Annotated in this window: 18 protein-coding genes; 4 read left to right on the top strand and 14 right to left on the bottom strand. The window is 63.5% G+C overall.

Annotated elements, in window-relative coordinates:
* Positions 1 to 186: 186 nt before the first annotated feature.
* Complete coding sequence (locus LPW29_RS12820) at positions 187 to 1,290, bottom strand: porin (protein WP_238628340.1); 1,104 nt, start codon at positions 1,288 to 1,290, stop codon at positions 187 to 189.
* Positions 1,291 to 1,520: 230 nt separating this feature from the next.
* Here LPW29_RS12820 and LPW29_RS12825 point away from each other — a divergent pair, with 230 nt between their 5' ends.
* A complete protein-coding gene (locus LPW29_RS12825) occupies positions 1,521 to 2,303 on the top strand; it encodes a sulfotransferase family protein (RefSeq protein WP_238628341.1) in 783 nt (260 codons plus the stop codon).
* Positions 2,304 to 2,416: 113 nt separating this feature from the next.
* Positions 2,417 to 4,219 (top strand): alkaline phosphatase, encoded by a 1,803-nt coding sequence (locus tag LPW29_RS12830; protein ID WP_238628342.1) that lies wholly within the window; start codon positions 2,417 to 2,419, stop codon positions 4,217 to 4,219.
* Positions 4,220 to 4,292: 73 nt separating this feature from the next.
* On the opposite strand, the gene LPW29_RS12835 is transcribed toward LPW29_RS12830, so the two are convergent.
* A complete protein-coding gene (locus LPW29_RS12835) occupies positions 4,293 to 4,748 on the bottom strand; it encodes a hypothetical protein (protein WP_238628343.1) in 456 nt (151 codons plus the stop codon).
* Between the two features lie 219 nt (positions 4,749 to 4,967).
* Here LPW29_RS12835 and LPW29_RS12840 point away from each other — a divergent pair, with 219 nt between their 5' ends.
* Positions 4,968 to 6,920: a pyruvate kinase gene (locus tag LPW29_RS12840; RefSeq protein WP_238628344.1), complete on the top strand. Its 1,953-nt coding sequence runs from the start codon at positions 4,968 to 4,970 to the stop codon at positions 6,918 to 6,920.
* 12 nt (positions 6,921 to 6,932) lie between these two features.
* Here the strand turns inward: LPW29_RS12840 and LPW29_RS12845 are convergent, their stop codons facing one another.
* The 12 genes from LPW29_RS12845 to LPW29_RS12900 all read right to left on the bottom strand — a co-directional run bounded on the left by LPW29_RS12845 (position 6,933) and on the right by LPW29_RS12900 (position 17,908).
* Complete coding sequence (locus tag LPW29_RS12845; RefSeq protein WP_238628345.1) at positions 6,933 to 7,451, bottom strand: phosphatase PAP2 family protein; 519 nt, start codon at positions 7,449 to 7,451, stop codon at positions 6,933 to 6,935.
* Between the two features lie 10 nt (positions 7,452 to 7,461).
* Positions 7,462 to 8,601 (bottom strand): glycosyltransferase family 4 protein, encoded by a 1,140-nt coding sequence (locus LPW29_RS12850; protein ID WP_370642823.1) that lies wholly within the window; start codon positions 8,599 to 8,601, stop codon positions 7,462 to 7,464.
* Between the two features lie 304 nt (positions 8,602 to 8,905).
* The gene (locus LPW29_RS12855) at positions 8,906 to 9,979 is read right to left on the bottom strand and encodes a LysR family transcriptional regulator (protein WP_238628347.1); all 1,074 of its coding nucleotides are present in this window, start codon (positions 9,977 to 9,979) and stop codon (positions 8,906 to 8,908) included.
* A gap of 304 nt (positions 9,980 to 10,283) precedes the next feature.
* The gene (locus tag LPW29_RS12860) at positions 10,284 to 10,547 is read right to left on the bottom strand and encodes a 4a-hydroxytetrahydrobiopterin dehydratase (RefSeq protein ID WP_238628348.1); all 264 of its coding nucleotides are present in this window, start codon (positions 10,545 to 10,547) and stop codon (positions 10,284 to 10,286) included.
* 15 nt (positions 10,548 to 10,562) lie between these two features.
* Positions 10,563 to 11,039 (bottom strand): ferritin-like domain-containing protein, encoded by a 477-nt coding sequence (locus LPW29_RS12865; protein WP_238628349.1) that lies wholly within the window; start codon positions 11,037 to 11,039, stop codon positions 10,563 to 10,565.
* Between the two features lie 55 nt (positions 11,040 to 11,094).
* The gene (locus tag LPW29_RS12870; protein WP_063463837.1) at positions 11,095 to 11,397 is read right to left on the bottom strand and encodes a BMC domain-containing protein; all 303 of its coding nucleotides are present in this window, start codon (positions 11,395 to 11,397) and stop codon (positions 11,095 to 11,097) included.
* A gap of 152 nt (positions 11,398 to 11,549) precedes the next feature.
* Entirely contained in the window at positions 11,550 to 11,801 is a 252-nt protein-coding gene (locus LPW29_RS12875; protein ID WP_238628350.1) for a carboxysome peptide B, read from the bottom strand.
* Positions 11,802 to 11,811: 10 nt separating this feature from the next.
* Positions 11,812 to 12,081, bottom strand: a complete 270-nt coding sequence (locus LPW29_RS12880) for a carboxysome peptide A (protein WP_090254463.1) — start codon at positions 12,079 to 12,081, stop codon at positions 11,812 to 11,814.
* Positions 12,081 to 13,733: a carboxysome shell carbonic anhydrase gene (locus tag LPW29_RS12885; RefSeq protein ID WP_238628351.1), complete on the bottom strand. Its 1,653-nt coding sequence runs from the start codon at positions 13,731 to 13,733 to the stop codon at positions 12,081 to 12,083. The genes LPW29_RS12880 and LPW29_RS12885 overlap by 1 nt, the downstream gene beginning before the upstream one ends.
* Positions 13,734 to 13,768: 35 nt before the next feature.
* Positions 13,769 to 16,069 (bottom strand): CsoS2 family carboxysome shell protein, encoded by a 2,301-nt coding sequence (locus tag LPW29_RS12890; protein ID WP_238628352.1) that lies wholly within the window; start codon positions 16,067 to 16,069, stop codon positions 13,769 to 13,771.
* 30 nt (positions 16,070 to 16,099) lie between these two features.
* Complete coding sequence (locus tag LPW29_RS12895; protein ID WP_025282466.1) at positions 16,100 to 16,444, bottom strand: ribulose bisphosphate carboxylase small subunit; 345 nt, start codon at positions 16,442 to 16,444, stop codon at positions 16,100 to 16,102.
* Between the two features lie 51 nt (positions 16,445 to 16,495).
* Positions 16,496 to 17,908 (bottom strand): form I ribulose bisphosphate carboxylase large subunit, encoded by a 1,413-nt coding sequence (locus tag LPW29_RS12900; RefSeq protein WP_238628353.1) that lies wholly within the window; start codon positions 17,906 to 17,908, stop codon positions 16,496 to 16,498.
* Positions 17,909 to 18,142: 234 nt separating this feature from the next.
* Here LPW29_RS12900 and LPW29_RS12905 point away from each other — a divergent pair, with 234 nt between their 5' ends.
* Positions 18,143 to 19,828 (top strand): SulP family inorganic anion transporter, encoded by a 1,686-nt coding sequence (locus LPW29_RS12905; RefSeq protein ID WP_238628354.1) that lies wholly within the window; start codon positions 18,143 to 18,145, stop codon positions 19,826 to 19,828.
* The last annotated feature ends 238 nt before the right edge of the window (positions 19,829 to 20,066 follow it).

Consider the following 20,066-nt stretch of genomic DNA (forward strand, 5'->3'; position numbering starts at 1 on the left):
GGTGTCCCGGTTTGCCCCCCAGGACAGATTTTCCATCCTGAATGAGGTATCTTTCAGGAGGTTGAAGCTGCTGTGATCGTTCTGTTGCAAGCCCATAAAAAAGGCCCGGGGGTGAGACCGGGCCAGGATCGCCATACTTGCACTTGCAGAGGAGTGGGGCATCCCTGCCCCGATCACAGGGGGTGATCAGAAGTCGTAACGCATGCCCAGGGAGAAGGCGGTGGCTTTTTCACCGGCAGCACCACCGGGGCCGGCACTACGGGCGGCACTCCAGGAAGTCAGACTCGAATTGTCGTCGTTGTCGGTAACGGCGATGTTCCCATAGAAGCGAAGTGCGCTGTCCATGCGATACTCCAAGCCAATGGCATATAAACTGGCGTCATTGTCATCCAAGTCGGAGTCCAGGGTGAACCAGTGGGCGTTCAGGTACACGTTGGGGCTGGCCTTGTATTGACCGCCTAGCCCGTAGACCTTGCCCTCCTGGTCCTCAACGCCACGGGTGCTTTCGGTTACCTGGTAAAGGGCGCCCAAGCGAAATACGGGCGTGATCTGATAGGAGCCGGCCAGACGCCATGCTTCGGCATCGTAGTCAAAGCCTTCCACATCACTTGTCACACTAGTCACATTGCCGTCGGGTTCTACCACGAAACTGCTTTGTGAGCCTTCGGCGCGATAGATGCTCTGATTTTCATAGGCCGCCACCACATTTACAGGCCCATTGCGGAAGCTCAGGGAGGTGCTCACTGCGCGATTTTCAGCATCTTCTGCGGTGGATTGCCCGGAATTATCGACGGAATACTGGATGTCTCCTACCAGACCGTTAAACGATGGGGAGCGGTAGTGAATGCTATTTTTGAAACGCTCATCGAAACGACCATGGTCATTGGTTCGCGTCAAGTTGCGCATGTCGCCGACTTGGTCGCCAAAGAAGTTGGCCGGGCCCCTAGCGCGCTTGAAGGGAGTGTCAAATTTACCAACGCGCAGCATCCCCCAATCGCCCTTCAGGCCGCCAAAGGTGTCGCGGGTGGCGAATTCGGTGCCGGAGTCGTCGAAGTCGATTTGCTGCTCGATCTGAAAGATGGCTGTGAGGTCATCGGCAAACTGCCGCTCGCCCTTGAAGCCCAGGCGGCTGGAGTTGCTTGAAACGTTGAATTCGTTGTAATCGGCGCCATCGTCCAGGATGTCAGCGGACAGATGCGCCCGCCCGTACAGCGTCATGTCGGCAACGGCCAGGGCCGGCATGGAGACACCTACGGCTACCATGGCCGCAATCAGTTTCTTGTGATGCATATGAATGACTCCCCAAGTCTATGAATGAAAAGGCCGTCCCAAGCCTGTCGGATCGGAGAGCAATATGGCGGTGCAGCGTTAAATCGCTGTGAAGGAATCATGAAGTTGTGATGAAATCACCACAGGTGTTGTATGGATGCAACATCGCTGGGTCTGTCGGATCCATCTCTTTGTCATTCAAGGCCGTTAGGATGGCATCATCATTCTTCGACTCAGGAGTTCGCCGACTCATGCGAGTCATCATTGGCTATTCCATGCGTTCGGGTAGCACCCTGCTTGCCCACATTCTCTCCGGCCACTCACAGGCCCGGGCCTACAGCGATATCAGCTCCAATTGGGCTCTGGCGCGCATTGCCCTGGGGCTCCAGCCACCTGGCACGGTCTGCATCAAGCCCGTGGATCTCCTGTATCTACAAAGAAGGCTGCGACTCTGGGAGCGCTATGACCGGCGTATCTGGCTGGCGCGGGACCCTCGGGATGCCTATCTGTCCACCGTGGAGTCGGGCTATGCGTATCTGCTCTGGAGGCGGGGGCGAATGGAGCAGGGGATCGATGTCGGTCTGCTGGCACGCTGGCGGCGTATCTACGACAGCTATCTATCCGATCCCGATCCCTGGTATCGGGTCCACTACGAGAACCTGGTGGCGGAGCCCGATGCCACGCTGGCGGGGCTATTGACTTATCTGGATCTGCCCTACGAGAAGCTGTATCCCTTTCAGACCTTTGATATCCGCCACGGTGGCGACTACAAGATTGCCCGTTCCAACACCGTGCGCGACGACTCGCGCCACCGCTATCGGCGGGAACTGACGGCAGCGCAGATGGAGGTCTTCGACCGATATCTGGGGCCTCATATGAGGGCGTTGGGGTATCCACTGAGCGACGATATGCCGCATTTCGTCGGAAAGTGTGAGGCACTCCACAATCCCGCCCCCGTTCAAGAAGACGTCAAATACGCTCAACCCATTCGTCATGAAGCACCCCTAGGGTCGACCTGCGGCATGGATGAGTGATTGCCCCCTGTTTCTTGGGCAAGCGGCGTTCACCCTGCCGTATCACCGGACGGTGCCCTGCCCCGTCCGGATTCCAATGATCGGAACGACGATTGTCCAAGAGGTGATCCGAGATGGGTGTGCAGATGCGGTTTCGAACTTCAACCATGGCGGCGGTTTCCACCGTCGCCCTCATGTGGGCCATGGCGCCGGCCCAGGCGGCGATGCCCAAGAACGTGATTGTGCTGATACCGGATGGCCAGTCCCAGTCGGTGGTGACGCTTGGGCGGCTCTATCGGGGCGAGCCTCTGGCATTGGATGAGATTGCCACGGGCATGGTGAACACCAGCATGGCCAACTCGGTGATCACGGGTTCGGCAGCGGCAGGTACCGCGTTTGCCACGGGTTACAAGACCTCCGAGCCCCACATCGGCATGGCACCACGCAGCTACGATATCCTGAGCAACTATGAGTTGCCCGAGGGGGTGGACTGGGACTGGTTTGAATACCGCCCCCTGGCCACGCTGCTGGAAGGTGCCAAATTGGCGGACAAGGCCACTGGGGTCGTTGCCACGGCGCGGGTCACCCACGCAACGCCAGCGACCTATACGGCGCATGTGGATGCCCGCGGCAAGGAAAACGAGATCATGAGGCACATGGTCTACCAGGATCTGGATGTGGTCTTCGGCGGTGGCAGCCGGCATTTATTGCCCAAAAGCATGGGCGGCTCGCGGGATGATGACGAGAACCTCCAGCAGGTGTTGCAGGATCGTGGTTACCAGGTCATCGATCATGCCGATGACCTTTACGGCATACATTCCGGTCGCGTCTGGGGTCTGTTTGCCGCCAGTAGCATGATGCCGGAACTGGATCGCCAGTATCTGCGGGAGAACGGCCACGGTTACGATGACAGCCTGTATGAACAGGCCCTGGGGGAGCCTTCGTTATCGGAGATGACGGCCAAGGCGCTGGATATCCTGTCCCAGGATCGGGATGGCTTCTTCCTGATGGTGGAGGGGAGTCAGGTTGACTGGGCGGGTCACTCCAATGACGTCGCTTACCATCTCCAGGATTTCCTGGAGTTTGACGACACGGTTCGTCTGGCCCTGGATTTTGCCAAGCGCGACGGTCAGACCATGGTGGTGGTCATGCCGGATCACAACACGGGTGCCCTGGCGCTGGGTAACTGGGCCAGTAGCGGTAACTACACCAGCACATCGATCGAAAAGGTGATTGAACCGCTCCAGGGGATGCAGGTCACTGCTAACTTCATCAGCGCCCAATTGCCAAAGGATCCGTCCGATCAGGATATCCGTGACACGGTGGCGAAGTACTGGGATATCCAGTTGTCGGATGATGACCTGACGGCCATCCGCGAAGAGCAGTCCATCCGCGGGCTGCAGCGGGCCATCATCAAGGTGGTCAATGACAACCACACCATCTTCGGCTGGACCACCCATGGGCATTCTGCTGAGGATGTGCCCCTGTGGAGCTATGGCCCCGGCGCCCCGACCGGTTATGTGGACAATGCCGAGATCGCTCAGATCATGGCCAGGGCCATGCGTCTGGATCTTTCCCTGACCCATCCCGACGGGCTCAATCAGCGCCTGTTCGTAGATGTTCAGGAGCATTTCCCCGAGGCCGTGGTGGATGCGTCCGGTGCGACGCTGGGTGAGTGGCGTTTACTGAACGGCACCGACGTGCTGCAGCGTGGCGACGATACCTGTCATCTGGAAGGGCTGGTGGTGCATTCGCCACTGGCGGCGGGTGGTGAGGGCCGCACCTTTGTGCCTGCCCAGGCCATCGAGATCATGCAGCGTCCGATGATGTGGAATCGCCACTGCGACGCCGGCCGACCCACCAACCTGGGTCAGAGCATTCGTGATCGGGTGCATGAGCGGCTGGATCGGGCTTTCAGCGAGCGGGGAATTCGGTAGGTAAAGCCGACACAACGTCCAGGGAAGAGAAGGGCGGCCTGATTCAGGCCGCCCTTTTTGCTTGCTTGCTTGCTTACTGAGCTAGGTATTCTTCCATGGTTTCGTTATCCAGGGCCTTGAGCGTCGTGCGCTGCGGGCCTGCGGCGATGCGTGTGACATGCTTTTCACTCATCTCCTGGCCCGGCTTGAGGATCCAGAGGCGGCCTTCCACCATCTTCACCTCAAAGCCCGGCTTGGTGGCCACGTACTCCAGGGCGGTTTCCCGGTCCAGTGCCTTAACACTCATGCCTTCGGGGCCGGCGGCAATCAGCGTGGCGTGCTTTTCACTTTTTTCCTCGCCGGGTCTGAGTACCCACAGACGGCCATCTTCCACCTCAGTGTGGAAGCCGGGCTTGTCATACGAGGCGTTCTGCGCTGAAGCCTGCTGGCCATCCGTGTCAACCCCCTCATGAGAAGGGCCCGTCTGGCAGCCCGTTGCAACGATCGAGGCGACCAGGCCGGCGAGCAGTAAGGAACTTGTGCGTGTCATATGTCGATTTCTCCAGGTCATGGAATGGTTCGGGTGATTGTTTGGCGCTCGATCCTGGGATCCTAAGGCAGCTGTGTGACGTTTTGTTGAACATGCCGCGGATTCCGCTTCGTGGTCATGTCGCTGTCATGGAGGCGTCATGGAGTTTTGTTATCTCTTGCAGATACCCATCCCCTACGATCCCGGCTTTCCCGGGACGGATTCTCACGGTCATCCGCCATGCCCGATCCCGTATCCCATATCCCGCACTCATCGACACCTGTCGGTGATGGAGCGGCCTCCCCCTCTACGCCAGGCGCTGGCGATACCCCGCGAACGGACAGCCTGGAAGGACTGAGGGACGCCCTGTTCAGTTTGCGTGCCGAGATTCTGCTGGGGGGGCAGCGACGTCTGCAGCGATTCTCCCGGGACTATCCTGGTGATATCCCTCTTTCTGCGCGGAATCTGGCCCATTACCTGGCCTTCCGGTCGCTGGATCTGCGCCCCATACAGCGGGGCCTGGCCCGTCAGGGGCTGTCTTCCCTGGGGCGAACCGAGGCGCATGTGCTGGCCAGCATCAACCAGGTGACCCGGCGGCTGGCACAACTGACCGGTCATGAGATCGGTGCCTTGAATGAAGAGCCTGCCATCGACTACGACACCGGCGAGACCACCCTCCAGGATAATGCCGATCAACTCTTCGGCGCCCCTTCCGGAGCACGTCAGGTGCGCATCATGGTCACTCTACCCAGCGCGGCGGCGGTGAATCCCCAGCTGGTTGAGGAACTCATGGAAGAGGGCATGGACTGTGCTCGTATCAACTGTGCCCATGATGGCCCCCAGGCCTGGGCGGCCATGCTCAAGCACCTGAGTGCCGCCGAAGCAGCGCAGGGAAGGCGTTGCACGGTGCTGATGGACCTGGCCGGTCACAAGTTGCGCACCGGCCCGCTGGACTTCAAGCCGGCCATCACCCATATCAAACCCCTTCGAAACCTGTTGGGTCGTGTCACCGAGCCGGCGCACGTCCATTTGCTGCCCGAGGCTTCGGCCCAGGATCCGGTGCAGACACGCGGGCAATATGCCTTTTCCCTGCCTGAGGCGACGCTGGAGAGACTGCAATCCGTGGATGAGTTGCGCTTTCGCGATACGCGAGGCAAGGGCCGGGTGCTCAGGCTGAAGGAGCCCCTGCCAGGAGGCGGCTGGTTGGCCACCCTGGACCAGGGGGCCTATGTCTCTGATGAGACTGAGTTTGTGCTCGAACGCCCGGATGCCAACGGTCGGCGAACCCGGCTGGAATCTCTGCGTTTGGGATGGTTGACTCGGGAATACGTCAATATCCGTCTGTACAAGGGATGCCAGCTCCATCTGACCCGTGCTCCCCTCCCGGGACGCCCGGCGAAGGTGGATGACGAGGGGCAGGTCATACGCTGCGCTCACATCGCCTGCTCCACGCCGGAAGCCCTGGATCTGCTGGAGGTGGGGCAGCCGGTATGGATTGATGACGGCAAGATCGGTGGGCAGGTGGAGTCGGTGGATGAAAGCGGTATGCACGTTCGCATCACCCACTGTCGCCCTCAGGGCAGTCGCCTGCGGGCGGATAAGGGGCTCAACTTCCCCGGTGCCCGGTTGAATCTGCCGCCGCTAAGCGCGCAGGATCTCCAGGATCTTGACTTCGTGGCGGCCCACGCGGACCTGGTGGGCTATTCCTTCGTGGAATCCCGTCAGGATATGGTCGCCCTCATGGACGCACTGGCCTGCCGGGGTGGGGGCGGCCTTGGGGTCGTGGCCAAGATTGAAACGCGGCGTGCCCTGGAAAACCTCTCCGAGATCATCCTGGCCACTCTGGGGCGGCATCGTCTGGGGGTGATGATCGCCCGCGGGGATCTGGCCGTGGAGATTGGCGGCGAGCGGCTGGCGGAGATCCAGGAGGAGATCCTGTGGCTGTGTGAGGCGGCTCATGTACCGGTAATCTGGGCCACTCAGGTACTGGAGACCCTGGCGAAGACCGGGACCATCTCCCGCCCGGAACTCACCGATGCCGCCATGGCTGGGCGTGCCGAATGCGTCATGCTCAACAAGGGGCCTTATATCCTGGAGGCGGTGCACACCCTCAACGACATCCTGGTGCGCATGCAGGCCCACCAACACAAAAAGAGCTCGCAGTTGCGAGCCCTTCGGTTGTGCGCGGACTGAAAGGGGGAGGTGTTAAAGAATCAGGCTGGCAAAGGCCACCCCGGCGCCGATGGCTGCACCCGCCAGTACATCGCTGGGGTAGTGCAGGCCCAGCACCAGTCGGGACAGGGCGATCATTACCGTGAAGGGTACCACCAGCCAGGCCCAGACCGGCAGATAGGCCACCAGGATGATGGTGAAGGCCACCGCATGCATGGTGTGGCCGGAAGGGAAACTGAAGCGGTCCAGGGCCGGTACGTTCTGCAGGATGTCCTGATTCTGGGTGTAGGGGCGGTCGCGAACAGTGGTGCGTTTCAGGATTTTGTAGATAGGCAGGCACAGCAGGCCCACCAGTGCCATGTGCAGGCTCACCTGCAGCGCCCACAGGCCATGCATGAAGGGCAGGGCCAACATCAATACATACCAGAAAACCCCATTGCCCAGTCGGCTGACCACGGCAAAGACCCGGTGGGACAGCCATTGATGATTGGCCCGGTTGAAGGCCAGGCACAGGGGAAGTTCGGCTTCGGTCATTCGCTGCATCATGCGCATGGGGAACACCTCACTTGGCTTGGGCGTACTCTAGGAAAAGGGCTTCCAGCCGGTCGTGCTCACAACGCCAGTCCACCGTTTCGGCCTCGGCCCGTGCCTGGATGCCGAGGTGTTTCCAGGTGTCTGGTTCGGCCGCCAGTTCGGCGGCCAGTGCCTTGAAATGCTCGGCGTCATCGAAGCGGGCCAGCATGCCGCTCTCGCCGTGGCGCAGGTGCTGACGTCCCGCGGCATAGTCATATGAGACCACCGCCAGACCCGAGGCCATGGCCTCCAGGACCACATTGCCGAAGGTGTCTGAAGTGGAAGGGAACAGGAAGATGTCGCCACTGGCGTAATAGCCTGCCAGGTCCTCGCCGATGTGCACGCCTGCCAGGATCAGGTCCGGGTGGTGTTCGCGCAGTTCAGCGGCGGCGGGGCCATCCCCCACCAGGATGAAGCGGGCCTTGGGCTGCTGGGCCTGCATGGCACGGAAGGCCTCCACGGCCAGGTCCAGATTCTTTTCTGCCGCCAGGCGACCCACGTAGATCACCGCCGGCTCGTTTTCCTCAAGCCCCCATTGGGCGCGTAGATCGGTTCGGCGGCGTGCTGGATTGAACAACTGGGTGTCCACACCTCGGGCCAGAACCCGGCAGGTCCCAAAGCCCTGAGCCTGAAGTTCATCCCGTAGAATATCCGTAGGCACCAGGGTGCAGTGGGTACGATGATGAAAGCGACGCAGGAACCTGCTGATGACTGGCGCCATGAATCCCAGGCCGTAATACTGACTATAGCGATGGAAGTTGGTGTGAAAGCCGCTGATCACCGGGATGTCCAGGGACCGGGCCGCGGACAGTACGGAGCCGCCCAGCAACCCTTCGGTGGCCACATAGACCACGTCCGGGGGGTTGTCTTTCCAGGCCTTGCGGATGGCGCCACGGGCTGGCAGGCCAAAATGCAGGCCGGGATAGCCCGGGATCGGCAGGCCATGGGTGAGTTGCTCATGCAGGCCTTCCCGGGGTGTCAGCGTTCCCTGATCCGCCTTGCCCTGCCGGGGGCGGATCAGGTGAACTTCATGACCCCGCTCCAGCATGCTTTGCACCATCTGGTGCAGGGTGTGGGCAACACCATTGATCTCGGGAGGAAAGGTCTCCGTGATCATGGCGATGCGCAGACGACGTTGGGGCACTGCGGCCAGGTTGGGAGTGACGTTCAGTTCCGAGGCCGGGCTTGGCGCGACCGGATCCGGTTCCCGGGTGTTCTGGGCAGTCTGCATGGGGTTTCCACTATGGACAGGTTGCCCCGATGCTAGGCGGGTTGGTTTTCAGGCGGGTGAAGAAGGCGTGACGTTTAGGTGAATCTCCGGGGGTGAGGGGCGGGTGGCCACGTGGCCCATTACTTCACACCGGGCTGCAGAAGTCCTCACTGTGGGCCTCGGCCAGTGACATGAGCCAGCCGATACGTTCATCGATGCGCGTCTATGGATCGTCTCCCTCCGGGAGCAGGATCGCCTGCTTGTCGGCACGCAGAACCTGGTAGGTCTTGTTCAGGGTGGCGCGGATCTCCGGTTCCTGTTCAATGGCAAAGGCCAGGAAGGTGCGGGCCAGGGTGGACAGCTCACGCCCCTTGGGATGCACCAGATACCAGGCCCGGTCCACGGGAAAACCCTCCACGTCCAGCATGGCCAAGCGGCCGCCGCCCCAGTCCAGATTCAGGGAATGCAGCGACAGGGCCGAGAGGCCCAGGCCCGCCACGATGGCATGCTTGATGGCCTCGTTGCTGCCCAGCTCCATGCGTACCCGCGGGCGCAGACCTTTTTCCTGGAAGCGCCGCACCAGGGAATCGCGGATCCCTGAGCCGGTCTCCCGGAGCAGAAAGTTCTCCTCGGCCAGTTGCTCCAGGGGGATGCGCTTTTCCTGGGTCAGGGGATGATCATTGCGGGCGACGATCACCAGGGGGTTGGGTGCCAGGTAGGTGGCCTCCACCTCCATGCCGGCAGTCTTGGGCTCACCGAAGATGTACAGGTCATCCTCGTTGGCCACCATACGCTCGATGATGCTCTCACGATTGGTAATCTTGAGGGACACCTCGATGCCCGGGAATTTTTCGCAGAAGGAACCGAGAATTTCCGGAGCGAAGTACTTGGCGGTCGTGATCACGGCCAGTCGTAGCCGACCGCTCTTGAGCCCCTTCAAGTCCGCCAGCTTGGTCTCAAGGTCGCTCAGGGTGCGCAGGATGGTCCGCACGGCGGCATAGACTTCACGGCCGGCATCGGTGGGCGCCACTTGGCGGCCCACGGTGACAAACAGGGGCATGCCCACGGTGTCGGAGAGTTTCTTGATCTGCATGGAGACCGTGGGCTGGGTGAGGAACATCTCCTCGGCTGCCCGGGTGAAACTCCCCAGGCGGACGATCGCCTCCAGCAACTGCATCTGCCGCAGTGTGGCGTGGCGGATGAAGCGGCTGGCGGTGCCGGAGGGACCACTGGGATGGTTCCGGTCGTCGTTGCCGTTGGGGGACTGCTTCTTGCTAGGCGTTTCACGAGGGGGCATCGGCGTTCCTCGGGTGACCCGGGTCAGTCGGGCCAGACGCGTGGGCGAGAGGGCAGGGCGGGGAGTGCCTCCTCCTGCTCGCGGTGGGTTGCCGAGCGCGGGGTTGGACTCCGGGTGCCGGTGCGGCGTTTGGTTGTGGCGGGTTTACGGGGCTTGGTGGTCCCGGATGAGGGTTTTCCCGGCGGCGATGTGTGGCTGCTCGATGCCGATGCCTGACCGGGTTCTTTCGGGTCGGACTCCTTCGCTGCGGCTGTCTGTGCCGCTGGTCCGAGGGATTCCGGTTTTTCCTGGGGGGTGGATTCGCTCATGCGTCCTCCTTTGTTGGTGCCAGTGCATCCAGGTCGCGGGCGAAGTCCCGCTGCGCCTCGCTCAGGGCCTGGGCCCCTTCCTCGGCGTGCAGGGTGATGTTTACGTAGGTCCGCCCGAAGCTCAGATCCGGGTGGATGCCGCTGCGCTCGGATAGCTCCGCCGCCTTCTCCAGGAAGTGGCGAGTGCCCTCATAATCCTCAAAGGCAAGCCGGCGCTCCAGTCGCGGCGGCTTTTGCCGCTCGATCCATTCCGGGCTCATGGTCATTCTCCCCCGTCAGAAGTAGATGCGGTCACTGTCATGGCCGCGCCGGGGAACGCCCAGGGAGGCCAGCCAGTGTTCGATATCATGGGCATGCGCCATTTCCTCCTGGTGCAGCTGTTGAAAAAAGGCGCCGTTGTCGCCGTCGCCCACCCGTTGGCAGAAGGTGAAGGCATCCTGGTAGATGGCAATGATCTCCCCCTCCAGGATTGCATCCTGGCGCAGCAGGTCCACCAGGGTTCGCCCTACGCCCGCGGGTCGCAACTGCGAGGCATTGGGGGCTGCCCCCAGGGACAGCATCCGCTGGGTGATCCGCTCCGCGTGACGCATTTCCTCGACGGTTTCCTCCCGCAGGCGCGCTGCGGCCTCCGGTAGTCCCCAGGCCTCGACCAGCGAGGCCTGGGTCATGTACTGCTGCACCGCCGATAGCTCCAGGCTGAGCGCCCGCCCAAGGTAACCCAGAATACGAGGATGGACTCGTGTTTGTCTCATGCTTGATGACCCCTGCCGCCCGCATCGGGCGGCTCAGGTTTCAGGCAAAGGGGTTTCAGGCTTCTGGCTCACCCTTGCTCAGGATGGGCTCCACTTCCCGGTGCGGACGGGCAATGATGTGTGCCGCCACCAGGCCGTCACCCACCCGTTCGCAGGCATCGGCGCCGGCGCGAACCGCGGCGTTCACCGCCCCGGTCTCGCCCCGCACCAGCACGGTCACATAACCGCCGCCGACGAATTCGCGGCCGATCAGCCGCACTTCGGCGGCTTTCGTCATGGCATCTGCCGCCTCGATGGCGGGCACCAGTCCGCGGGTTTCGATCATCCCCAGCGCAATACCATAGTTTTCATGGGCCATCTGTCTTCTCCGAGTGACTCAGTGGTTGTTGATGATTCAGTGGTTGTTGTTGGTGATTCAATTGGGCGGTTACCCGGCCCGGTATTCCCCGCGGTTGCGAACGGCCTCGAAGGTGCCCGCGGGGGCTCTAAACCATTTCAAGGCCCGATTTTTCATGTATCTGGTTCCCAGTGATCGATGATCCCGCCCACCGTCAGATCGGTGAGGATGCGGGCATCGCCCATGGCGTAGCGGGCGGCAGAGCCGCTCACCACAAACACCCAGTTACCCGGGCTGGCGCCCACCGGGTCGGTGGCCACCACGCGTTTGCCCCTGGCATCCCGTAGCACCCGCAGATTCACGTGATGCAGCTCCGGGATGCGCTGTGTGCACACCAAAGAACCTTCCACTTGTTGAATCTCCATGAAGGGCCTCCTAGGTCTCGGCGCCGGAGGCTTCTTCCGGCGGGGGCCAGTGATCAATGATCCCGACGATGGTCAGATCGCTGGGGAATTCCTTGCTGCCCGCTGCCTCCCGGGCAGCGGAACTGCCCACACAGATCACCCAGTCGCCGGGCACGCAGCCCACCGAATCCACCGCCACCTGCAGGGCGCTGCCGTCGCGCACCACCTGCAGGTGCTTGTGTTCGAAGCCGGGAATCCGGTTGGTGGCCACCAGGGGCCTCACCACCTGGCAGATCTTCATCAGTGTCCTCCTGCCGGTTGCAGATCCACGGAGGTGGACACCACCTCCAGCCCCGCCCCGGCATCGCAGTCCCGCACCACCAGCATGCGGTGCAACAATCCTTGCTCGACGCGAGGGCGGAAACGATCCGCCAGCGCCCGATCCAGGCGGCGTGCCCGCTCCACGGCCCGCTCCCGGGCCCCCGGCACGCGGCCGTGGTAGTCGAAACGCACCACCACCGGTATGGGCAGGCCGTGGCTCACGTTGAGACCGTCGAAGATGCGACAGCCCACGTCCAGGTCCGGCGCGCCTTCCTCCACCGTGTGCAGGTAGGCGAAATAGGTCAGGTTGCGCAGTTGAATCTCCTCGAACCCGATGCCCACGGCCATGAAGCGCTCGGCGTGGCCCGCGTCCGGGTAGCCGCCCCCCTGCAGGGTGCGCACATACTCGATCTGCGACAGGTTGTTCTCCACCAGGCGGGCCACCAGGCGCACCATGCCCTCATCGGCGGTGTCCGGCGCAGCGGCACAAACCGTCTCGAGGATGCCTTGCCGGGCGGCCTCGGGCGTGAGGTTGTGGGTCTGGTCATACAGCGCTTGCGCATCCACCCACTGGTTCAGGTCCATCTCGCCCCCGTTGTCCGGCAGATGCACGCGGATGGCGTCGGTGTCCGTATCCAGTCCGATCAGCAGCAGGGCCACGGAGGCGCCGCAACAGAAACTGTTCTCGATGGCCTGGCGGAAATGGTGCAGCCGCTCCAGGCCGGCCCGGGCCGCCAGGGCATCGTCGGAGCCGTGGGCGGCGCAGCCCTGATGTTCCGGGTCCAGGCTGCTGAAGTGGTACATCACCACCTTGAGATAGCGGGTGGAGCTATCGGCGGTGTTCGGCCGGCCCTCGCGGAAGCGCTGGTGCTCCACCTCCACCCATTTCTCCACCGTCTCCTCCACGTCGAACAGGGTGCCGGCGTAGGACTTGCGGCGCACCGCACCGATGGGCAGGCGCAGTACGTAACTGATGGCATGGGCCAGGCGTCCATCGGCGCAGGGCGTGATGTCCATCAGGTGGAAGCCGCAGGACTGCAGGAACTCGTCAAACGCCGTCGTCTCCCGGCCCCGCAGGGGGTCGCGGGCAAAGAAGTCATCGGCCATGCGCCGGTAGGTCTCGAACACCGACCAGGCGTACAGGCGCCGCAGATCCAGGCCGGCGATCCAGGCGTCCTCCAGGATGCCGGTGGGCAACTCAAAACCCAGTTCCCGCTGGGCCAGTTGCTGGGCCCGGTGGGTGAAATCCGGCTCGCAGTGCAGGGCGGAGACCTGTTTCAGTGCAGGCACGATCCGGTCGAAGGCAGCTCGAACGCTCTGCTCATAGGCCCGCAGTTGATCGTTGGCCGATTGATTGGTCAGTGGATGCGGTTGGGCCGCCGTACCCGGCGCATGATGTCGTGCCCGGTGCGGCAAACGACGCTCCACACTCGGCGCCAAGGGGGCGGTGTCCTGCAAGGAAGGGCGACTAACCGTGTCCCCGGCATGGGGGGCTGCGGGCTCAGGCTCCCACCCCCCGGGCTTGCGGGGTGACGCCTGGCGCGCATCCCCGACCGTGGCCGCCGGGGTCGGCGCGGCGCCGGCCCCCGAGGCCCAGATCAGGTTATCGCGATGTGCGTGGCGTCGAATCATGTCGTGGGTTCTCTGTCTCTGTTCCTGGTTCTGTTTTAGCCGCGGGCGCCGCCGGAGTAGGTGACCAGCGAGCCGCGGTCGGTGTTGCCGCTGCCGCCGGTCACCCGGCTGACGGGTGGTGGCGTGTCTTCATTACGCTTGCGTTCCACGCTGGGCATGGCGCTCACGGACCCGACTCGCGTGGGATTGCGGCGGCGGGCGGAACTGCCCTCCGTGCCGGTGACGCGTTCGCCACGCTCCCAGTCGTCTCCAGTGATGCGGGTGCCGGTGGACTGACCCTCACCGGTGACCCGGGATCGCATCCCGGCGGCGACGGAGGGCTGTTCCTCCAGATGCTCAACACCGGCTGCCGGAGCGACAGGCTCGAACTGGGTACGGCGATCGAAGCGGGCTTCCTCGGTGCCGGTGATCTTGCCGCCGGCCATGCCGAAGGGGCCGGTAATGCGCCCGCCCTGTTCGTAGGCCGTGCCCGTTACACCGTCTTTCCTGCGCGTCTGATCGGCCTGGCGTGCCGGGGAGGCCACACTGAAGTGCTGCCAGGGAGCCCCATCCAGGGCCTGGGGGAAGTCCGGTTGCCCGGGCAGGGCTGCCGTATCACAGGCCTCGGCGAACTGGTCCACGCCCAGGTAGGGTGTACCCGAGATGGCCTCGCAGGCACCCCGGTCATCGCCGGTGACGTCGCCACCGATGCCCGGCTGGATACCCGTGGCCCGTGGACCAGGGGTCGAAGCGCGTGGATGCACCCGCTCGGTGATACGTTCCCGCTCCTCGGGGGCACAGAAGGCCGCTGACTGTTCCATGCCCGCGTAGGGTGTGCCGGTCACGCTCTTGCAGGTGCCGGGTTCGTTGCCGGTGACGCGGTTTGAACGATCCGAGCGGGTGCCCGACACTCGCTGCCCGCCCAGGGTGGTGGACTGGCCGGTACGCTCCGGTTCCAGGGGCTCCGGTCTGGAACCACAGAAGGCTTCGTACTGTTCACTGCCCAGGTATTCATCCCCGGTCACCATGCGGCAGGTGCCTGGTTCGTCGCCGGTGACGCGGGCGCTGCGACCCACCTGGGCCCCGGTCACATACTGACCGTGCAGTGTCTCGGACTGGCCCACCTTGGGTGGCACGTTGGCTGGGCCGCGGTCTTTCGTGCCGGCACTCCCGGACGCTGGGGTGCAAAAGGTGCCAAAGTGCTCCGCGGACAGGTACTGGTTGCCTGTCACAGCAGTGCAACTACCGGATTCGTTACCGGTCACCCGTTCCGAGTGACCGGTGCGGCTGCCGGTGATCGTGGAGCCGGCGCCGGTACTGCTGAGTCCCACCTTCACGGGCCCGCGTGGGGCGTCGGTCTGGCAGAACTCGCGAAAGATTTCGGCACCCAGGTATTCGGTGCCGGTGACGGCTCGGCAGGTGCTCGCCTCGTCGCCGGTGACGGACTGGCTGCGGCCCACCCGGGTGCCGGTGAGGTGCTGACCATGGGCGGTTTCCATCACACCCACCTTCCAGGGCTGATCCTGCGCGCCGGAGGGTGCCGGGCGCTGACGTCCCGTGGGCGCGGATTTGCGGGTGCCCACGCCGCCGGCGCGGCTGCGCTGATCACGCACTGCCTGGGCCAGTTCACGGCCCGAGAGCCGGGGGTTGGCCTGACGGGCCAGACTGGCTGCCGAAGGCGGCGAGTGTGCGGCGGCCTTGCCGCGTCCAGCCTGCGCCTGGCGGCGGGCCATGGCTTGAAGGCGCCCCTGGGACTGATTCACGGTGGCTCGCCGCCGACCGTTGCCACGCCGGGTACTGTTGGAATCACTCCTGCCCATGGAACTTGCCGACGCCCGTGTGGATTGGCCGGAGTCCGACACGTGCGTCGACCGGGGCAGGTCCTGTCCCATGTGTTTGGTGTCGCGGTTTTTACTCCTACAGGCACCACCGCATTGACACTCGCCCTGTTCGGGCTCCTGCTTCGCACCAGCCCCCGCCGGACGCGCCATGGAAGGCGCCACGTCCTGACGAGTGCGGTCGGCGGAACGATCGGCCCGCTTGCCGGCGCTGGCCAGAGCCTGGCGGCGCGCCTGCGCCTTGGCGCGGGTGTCGGAGGCAGGGGCTTGGGCACCTGCCCGGGTGCGCCGGGACGGTGACGCCGGGGCGATGCTTTGGCCAGGGGGAGGCTCTGACCGGGGCGCAGCCGACACCACAGGCTGCTGCGGTGCCTGGGGCGCAGCGGCAGTCGCCGACGCACGGGTATGCCCATCGGTCCGCGATGTGCTCAGGGCCGCCTTGCCTCCGGCGGCCTGTGCCCGGCGGCGGGCTTGCGATGCCGCCCGTCCGGTCAGTGTCTGCTGCTCATGATATGGCATGATGACCCCCCCTGCCTTGTGACCCGCGTCTTAGCGACGACCCTCGAACACGACAAATGCCGAGCCCTGGCTCTGGGTGTAGTTGTCGTAGCCGGTGAAGCGGACGTGGTGATCCGGATAGGCCCGGTGGCAGGCCTCCAGCTCGTTGACCACCTGCTGTAGGTCCACACTGCCGAAGAAGGGCAGCTTCCACATGGGCCAGTAGTGGTTCATGGCCTGACTGGGATGGATGTGCTCAATGCTGGGGGTCCAGCCTTGGGCGATGACGTAGGCGATCTGGTCGAAGATCTCCTCCTGAGTGAGGGCAGGCAGGAAACCGAAGGTCTCCAGGGTCTGGCGGGTCTGGTAGTCACCCATGGTGTTCTGGAATGGCATGGTCTAGGTTCCTCGTTGCGTCTGGGCCGGTTGCGGTGAAAGCCGGGCGGATCAGCCCTGGTCAAGCTTGTCCACGGTCTCGAACTCGAACTTGATCTCTTTCCAGGTTTCCATGGCGATGGCCAGTTCCGGGCTGTGGCGGGCCGCCTCGCTGAGCACGTCGCGGGCCTCCTTCTCGATCTCCCGGCCCTCGTTGCGGGCCTTGACGCAGGCCTCCAGCGCCACACGGTTGGCAGCAGCACCGGCGGCGTTGCCCCAGGGGTGACCTTGCGTGCCGCCGCCGAACTGCAGCACCGAGTCGTCGCCAAAGATGGTGACCAGGGCCGGCATGTGCCACACATGGATGCCGCCGGAGGCCACGGCGAACACACCGGGCATGGAGCCCCAGTCCTGATCGAAGAAGATGCCACGGGATCGGTCCTCAGGGATGAAGGACTCGCGCAGCAGGTCCACGAAGCCCAGTGTGGAACCCCGATCGCCCTCCAGCTTGCCCACCACGGTGCCGGTGTGCAGATGGTCGCCACCGGAGAGGCGCAGGCACTTGGCCAGCACGCGGAAGTGGATGCCGTGCTTGGGATGACGGTCGATGACCGCGTGCATGGCGCGGTGGATGTGCAGCAGCATGCCGTTCTTGCGGCACCACTTGGCCAGGCCGGTATTGGCGCAAAATCCACCGGTGATGTAGTCATGCATGATGATGGGTTGCCCCAGTTCCTTGGCGAACTCGGCCCGGGCGTACATTTCCTCCGGATCGGGGGCGGTCACGTTCAGGTAGTGCCCCTTGCGCTCGCCGGTCTCTTGCTGGGAGGCTGCCACCGCCTCGGCCACGAACTCGAAGCGGTTTTGCCAGCGCATGAACGGCTGGGAGTTCACGTTTTCGTCGTCCTTGGTGAAGTCCAGGCCGCCGCGCAGGCACTCGTAAACGGCGCGTCCGTAGTTCTTGGCGGAGAGCCCCAGCTTGGGCTTGATGGTGCAGCCCAGCAGCGGTCGGCCATACTTGTTGAGCTTGTCCCGCTCCACCTGGATACCGCTGGGAGGCCCCAGGCAGGTCTTGACGTAGGCAATGGGGAAGCGGATGTCCTCCAGTCGCAGGTGGCGCAGGGCCTTGAAGCCGAACACGTTACCCACCAGGGAGGTCAGCACGTTGACGATGGAGCCTTCCTCGAACAGATCGATGGGATAGGCGATGAAGGTATAGAAAGACTCCTTGTCACCGGGCACATCCTCAATGCGATAGGCGCGACCCTTGTAATATTCCAGATCCGTGAGCAGTTCCGACCACACCGTACTCCAGGTGCCGGTGGAGGACTCCGCCGCCACGGCGGCCGCCACCTCCTCCCTGGGCACACCAGGCTGGCCGGTCACCTTGAAACAGGCCAGCAGGTCCGTGTCCAGGGGGACATAATCCGGCGTCCAGTACATGTCTCGGTATTCTTTAACGCCCGCGTCGTACGTCTTGCTCATGGTCGGCTCCTGTGGTGTGTGCCCTGTCCGCCGTGCAGGGCGGGAGATGCGTTTTCCACAAGAAGCTACACCAGATAGGGAGATTGAAATAAATCATTTGTTTCGATTGGATCCATCGATAGGAGTCTATGGGAGACCTATAGATCCTTATCAATGCCTTCCTTAGGAAACTTCGATTATTGCCCCGGTCATAGCGCGTCGATAATGACGGCCATCCCCAAAGCGGAGTCCGCGATGCGAGTATTCAACGAGATCCGCTTCAATCATCTGCGCGGCGATCTGTTTGGTGGTGTGACGGCGGCTGTAGTGGCGCTGCCCATGGCCCTGGCCTTCGGCGTGGCCTCCGGGGCCGGGCCCGAGGCGGGTCTGTATGGCGCAGTGCTCATCGGCCTGTTCGCTGCCTTGTTCGGCGGCACGCCCACCCTGATCTCCGAGCCCACCGGTCCCATGACGGTGGTGTTCACTGCCGTGATTGCCTCCTTGATCGCCGCCGATCCGGAGCAGGGGCTGGCCATGGCCTTCACGGTGGTGATGCTCGCCGGGGCGTTCCAGATCGCCTTCGGCGCCATGCGGCTGGGGCGCTACGTCACCATGATGCCCTACACGGTGGTTTCCGGATTCATGTCCGGGATCGGTATCATATTGATCATCCTTCAGTTTCCGGGTTTGCTGGGCCATGCGACTCCGGAGGGCGGTGTGCTCGGTAGCCTGAGTGCATTTCCGGATCTGCTGATGGCGGCGGATCCCTGGGAGCTGCTGCTGGCCGGAGTGACCCTGGTGGTACTGTTCCTCATGCCGGCGCGGATCAAGCGTTTCGTACCCGCCCCGCTGGTGGCCCTGGTGCTGGGTACGGCGGTGGCGGTGTATTGGCTGGGGGATCAGGATCTGCGGGTGATCGGTGAGGTCCCCACCGGTCTGCCACAATTGCAGTGGCCCGTGTTCAGTGTGGACCAGTGGCAGATCATCTTGGTGGACGCCCTGGTGCTGGCCCTCCTGGGGTCCGTGGATGCCCTGCTCACCTCGGTGATTGCCTCCAACCTGACCCGCAAGGACAGCAACTCCGACAAGGAGCTGGTAGGGCAAGGCCTGGGCAATATGGTTTCCGGTTTGTTCGGTGGCCTGCCCGGCGCCGGTGCCACCATGGGCACCGTGGTTAATATCCAGTCAGGCGGTCGCACTGCCCTGTCGGGGATCGTGCGGGCGGGGTTGCTGGCGGTGGTGGTGATCTGGGCAGCCAGTCTGACCGCGAGCATCCCCCTGGCGGTGCTGGCGGGCATCGCCGTCAAGGTGGGCGTGGACATCATTGACTGGCGTTTCCTCAGGCGTGCTCATCGGGTGTCGCTCAAGGGGGCCTTCATCCTCTACGGGGTGATCGCCGTGACCGTGTTCGTTGATCTGATCATGGCGGTGGCCATCGGTCTGTTCGTGGCCAATGTCCTCACCATTCGTCGGCTGGCGGATGTGCAGTCGGAATGGGTCTGTACCCTGCCGCCCAGCCGCGAGGGGGACGACGATACGGCTCGCAGTAACATCACCACCGAGGAACGGGCCCTGCTGGCCCTGGGCGGGGGCCGAGTCAAGATGCTTCATCTGAGTGGGCCACTGGTCTTCGGGGCGGCGGCATCCATTCGGCGACAACAGCACAAGCTGGAGGAAGCGCAGGCCGTGGTGGTGGACTTGAGCCGTGTACCGCACCTGGGCGTGACCACCTCGGTGGCCCTGGATGCCGCCCTGAGAGACATGCTGAGGCGGGATGTGCCCTTGTACGTGGCAGGTGCCCGCGGGCAGCCCAGGGAGCGCCTGGAAAAGCTGGGATTCGGCGAGCTGGTGGGCACCGATGGGTGGGTGGATGAACGCAAACAGGCCCTTGAAAGGGCATTGGCGGCGGTCAATGGGGGCAGGTTATCGAAAAACGGATGAACGACGACCTAACTCTCATGCATCAAGGTGGTGAGCCACCCCCGACGATGAAAGATACGCTTCAAGCCCCTCTCCCCTGCGGGGAGAGGGGTTGGGGTGAGGGGCGAGGGCTGGCACAGTGCATGCTTCACCCCCCCCCACCCCCCCCCCAAAACCCCCCCCCCCCCCCGGGGGGGGGGGGGGGGTTTTTTACCCAACCGGGTTTTTTTTAAATAAAAACGGGGGGGCGACACAAACG

Source organism: Ectothiorhodospira sp. 9100 (genome assembly GCF_022227565.1).
Lineage (GTDB): Bacteria > Pseudomonadota > Gammaproteobacteria > Ectothiorhodospirales > Ectothiorhodospiraceae > Ectothiorhodospira > Ectothiorhodospira marina.

Coding starts and splice junctions, on each gene's coding strand:
- LPW29_RS12820 (WP_238628340.1), bottom strand. CDS start 1,290: ATGCATCACAAGAAACTGATTGCGGCCATGGTAGCCGTAGGTGTCTCC.
- LPW29_RS12825 (WP_238628341.1), top strand. CDS start 1,521: ATGCGAGTCATCATTGGCTATTCCATGCGTTCGGGTAGCACCCTGCTT.
- LPW29_RS12830 (WP_238628342.1), top strand. CDS start 2,417: ATGGGTGTGCAGATGCGGTTTCGAACTTCAACCATGGCGGCGGTTTCC.
- LPW29_RS12835 (WP_238628343.1), bottom strand. CDS start 4,748: ATGACACGCACAAGTTCCTTACTGCTCGCCGGCCTGGTCGCCTCGATC.
- LPW29_RS12840 (WP_238628344.1), top strand. CDS start 4,968: ATGCCCGATCCCGTATCCCATATCCCGCACTCATCGACACCTGTCGGT.
- LPW29_RS12845 (WP_238628345.1), bottom strand. CDS start 7,451: ATGCGCATGATGCAGCGAATGACCGAAGCCGAACTTCCCCTGTGCCTG.
- LPW29_RS12855 (WP_238628347.1), bottom strand. CDS start 9,979: ATGCCCCCTCGTGAAACGCCTAGCAAGAAGCAGTCCCCCAACGGCAAC.
- LPW29_RS12860 (WP_238628348.1), bottom strand. CDS start 10,547: ATGAGCCCGGAATGGATCGAGCGGCAAAAGCCGCCGCGACTGGAGCGC.
- LPW29_RS12865 (WP_238628349.1), bottom strand. CDS start 11,039: ATGAGACAAACACGAGTCCATCCTCGTATTCTGGGTTACCTTGGGCGG.
- LPW29_RS12870 (WP_063463837.1), bottom strand. CDS start 11,397: ATGGCCCATGAAAACTATGGTATTGCGCTGGGGATGATCGAAACCCGC.
- LPW29_RS12875 (WP_238628350.1), bottom strand. CDS start 11,801: ATGGAGATTCAACAAGTGGAAGGTTCTTTGGTGTGCACACAGCGCATC.
- LPW29_RS12880 (WP_090254463.1), bottom strand. CDS start 12,081: ATGAAGATCTGCCAGGTGGTGAGGCCCCTGGTGGCCACCAACCGGATT.
- LPW29_RS12885 (WP_238628351.1), bottom strand. CDS start 13,733: ATGATTCGACGCCACGCACATCGCGATAACCTGATCTGGGCCTCGGGG.
- LPW29_RS12890 (WP_238628352.1), bottom strand. CDS start 16,069: ATGCCATATCATGAGCAGCAGACACTGACCGGACGGGCGGCATCGCAA.
- LPW29_RS12895 (WP_025282466.1), bottom strand. CDS start 16,444: ATGCCATTCCAGAACACCATGGGTGACTACCAGACCCGCCAGACCCTG.
- LPW29_RS12900 (WP_238628353.1), bottom strand. CDS start 17,908: ATGAGCAAGACGTACGACGCGGGCGTTAAAGAATACCGAGACATGTAC.
- LPW29_RS12905 (WP_238628354.1), top strand. CDS start 18,143: ATGCGAGTATTCAACGAGATCCGCTTCAATCATCTGCGCGGCGATCTG.